The sequence below is a fragment of the Microvirga tunisiensis genome (assembly GCF_009296175.1).
GTDB lineage: Bacteria > Pseudomonadota > Alphaproteobacteria > Rhizobiales > Beijerinckiaceae > Microvirga > Microvirga tunisiensis.
In genome coordinates this window covers 1-2,917 of sequence record NZ_VOSK01000550.1, presented here as the reverse complement: position 1 = coordinate 2,917, position 2,917 = coordinate 1, and the positions used below count along the sequence as shown (strand labels likewise).

At 65.6% G+C, this 2,917-nt stretch carries 2 protein-coding genes; both read left to right on the top strand.

Features of this window, described 5'->3' with window-relative positions:
- Positions 1 to 1,321 (top strand): PAS domain-containing protein (locus tag FS320_RS41070; RefSeq protein WP_210252247.1); only part of this gene is annotated, 1,321 nt, incomplete at its 5' end.
- Positions 1,222 to 2,676, top strand: a complete 1,455-nt coding sequence (locus FS320_RS49270) for a PAS domain-containing hybrid sensor histidine kinase/response regulator (protein WP_152718314.1) — start codon at positions 1,222 to 1,224, stop codon at positions 2,674 to 2,676. The genes FS320_RS41070 and FS320_RS49270, both read left to right, overlap by 100 nt.
- Positions 2,677 to 2,917: the final 241 nt, after the last annotated feature.

Genomic DNA, 2,917 nt, shown 5'->3' with positions numbered 1-2,917 from the left:
CGAGACCAGCTCGCGCAGGGCTGTCGAGGACAGCGGCTTGTTGGAACGATCAGGCGAGGTCATGCCGGGATTGAATCATGAATGCCCGAAGGGAGGAATCCCTCGCCCCCTAAAATGCCCCAGTTACCTCTTCGGCTATTCGGAGGCCGAGACGGATGGCTCCTGGTGGAAGGATCACATCCATCCTGAGGATCGCGAGCGCGTGGTCTCGGGCATCGCGTCGGTGATTACGTCAGATCAGGAGACCTGGAGCGCGGAGTACCGTTTTCTGCGAGCAGACGGATCGGAGGCCTATGTCTTCGACCGCGGCTTCGTCAGCCGCGACCGGCAGGGCCGCGCGGTCCGGATGATCGGCTCGATGCTTGACCTGACCCGGCGCCGGCGCGACGAGGAGGCGCTGCGCCGGAGCGAGGAGCGCCTCAGGGGCGCTTTTGCGATCAAAACCGTCGGCGTGCTGTTCTGGGGCCAGGACTTCAGGCTGACGCAGGTCAATGACGCCTTCTTAGGCATGACCGGGTTCAGCCGCGAGGAAGCACTCGGCAAGACCTGGCAGGAGCTCACGCCCGAGGAGTTCCATCCGGCCTCCTGGCGGGCCGTCGAGGAGGTGACCACGCTGGGCGAGGCCACCCCTTACGAGAAGCAGTATTTCCGCAAGGATGGCTCCCGCTGGTGGGGCCTGTTTGCACCCCGCAGCATCGGCGAGGAGGCGGTCGAGTTCGTTCTCGACATCACGGACCGCAGGGAAGCCGAGGAGCGCCTGCGGGAAAGCGAGGCCAAGTTCCAAGCGATCGCCAACTCCATCGATCAGATGATCTGGTCCACGCGCCCGGACGGCTATCACGACTTCTTCAACCAGCGCTGGTACGACTACACCGGCGTGCCGGAGGGCTCCACGGACGGAGCCGGCTGGGCCGACATTTTCCACCCCGACGATCAGGAACGCACCTGGGCCACGTGGCGGCACTGCCTGGCCACGGGAGAGCCATATCGCATCGAATGCCGGCTGCGGCATCGCTCCGGCCAATACCGTTGGGTGCTCGGACGCGCCCAGCCGGTGCGGGATGAGCAGGGCCGGATCACGCGCTGGTTCGGCACCTGCACGGATATCCAGAGATCGTCGAGGCCCGCGAGGTTCTGGCGCGCTCGCGCGAGGAGCTGGAGCGGGAGATCACCGAGCGCACGGTGGAGCGTGACCGGATCTGGCAGAACTCGAACGAGCTCATGGGCGTGTTCGGCTTCGACGGTCAGCGACGGGCGATCAATCCGGCCTGGTCGCGGGTGCTGGGCTACGATGAGGCGACCCTGCTCAACACGCCCGTGATCGAGCTCACCCACCCGGAGGACCGGCAGAAGCTGGCACAGGCGATTCAGAGGCTGGCGAATGGCGAACAGATCGTGGACTTCGAGGATCGCCTGCGGCACGCCGATGGCAGCTACCGGACCATCTCGTGGACCGGCGTTCCGGCCGAGGGGGTCTTCTACGGCATCGGTCGCGACGTGACCGAGTACCGCCGAGCCGAAGAGGCGCTGCGGCAGGCGCAGAAGATGGAAGCCATCGGCCAGCTCACGGGCGGCGTGGCGCATGACTTCAACAACCTGCTCACCATCATCCGCTCGTCCATCGACTTCCTGCGCCGGCCCAACCTGCCCGAGGAGCGGCGCCTGCGCTACATCGATGCCATCTCGGATACGGTGGACCGCGCCTCGAAGCTGACAGGCCAGTTGCTGGCCTTCGCCCGCCGGCAGGCGCTCAAGCCGGAGGTGTTCGACGTGCCCGAGCGCATCTGGGCGGTCACGGACATGCTGCGCACCATCGTCGGCGCCCGCATCCAGATCGTGACCGACATCACGTGCGAGCGCTGCTTCGTGGAGGCGGACGTCACCCAGTTCGAGACGGCGCTTGTGAACATGGCGGTGAATGCCCGCGACGCCATGAATGGCGAGGGAACGCTGCGGGTCCATGTGGGGGATCTGTCCCGGATGCCGCCGATCCGGGGCCATGCCGGTGGTCCTGGCCGGTTTGTGGCCGTGTCGATCAGCGACACCGGCTCCGGCATTCCGGCCAACAGGCTGAACCAGATCTTCGAGCCGTTCTTCACCACGAAGGAGGTCGGCAAGGGCACGGGCCTGGGCTTGAGCCAGGTGTACGGCTTCGCGAAGCAGTCCGGGGGTGACGTAGCCGTCAAAAGCAAGGTCGGACAGGGCACGACCTTCACGCTCTACCTGCCGCGGAGCGACAGGGGCATCGCGTCGGATGACAGGGACCATGCCCGGGGGACAGGTCCGGACGACGAGGGGCGCGGATGCCGGGTGCTCATGGTCGAGGACAATCTTGAGGTGGGCCGGTTCTCGACACAGCTCTTGCAGGATCTCGGCTACGAGACCACCTGGGCGGCCAATGCCGCTGAGGCCCTCAAGCTGCTGGATGAGGATGCGAGCCGGTTCGACGTGGTATTCTCGGACGTGGTCATGCCGGGGATGAGCGGGATCGAGCTGGGGCGGGAGGTTCGCCAACGCTATCCCAGGATTCCGGTGGTGCTGACGTCCGGTTACAGCCACATCCTGGCTGAGGAGGGCCGGCATGGCTTCGAGCTGCTGCACAAGCCCTATGCGGTCGACGAGGTCTCACGGGTGCTGCGCCGAATGATGCGCGAGCGCGGTGCGGATCACGTCTAGTCGCCCGAAGAGAGAGATTGCTCAACCGATCTGGTGAGCCCCCTCGATCAGGCGGCGAGGCTCCACCAGACCAGTTCCTGGAGGCTACGAGCCAAGGCAGCTCTGGAACGGCTCCTAATGGGATGGTCCGGCCGTGCTTCTGCCCCGCTTGTTCGTAAGCTGTGGGGCTTCGAGCCACGCAAGGAGCACGTCTCATGTCACGGTCTTCTTTCTCTGCCGCCATTGCCACCCTGGGTATCGA

Excerpts from the sequence above, each read along its gene's own strand:
- FS320_RS49270 (WP_152718314.1), top strand. The coding sequence starts at position 1,222 with ATGGGCGTGTTCGGCTTCGACGGTCAGCGACGGGCGATCAATCCGGCC.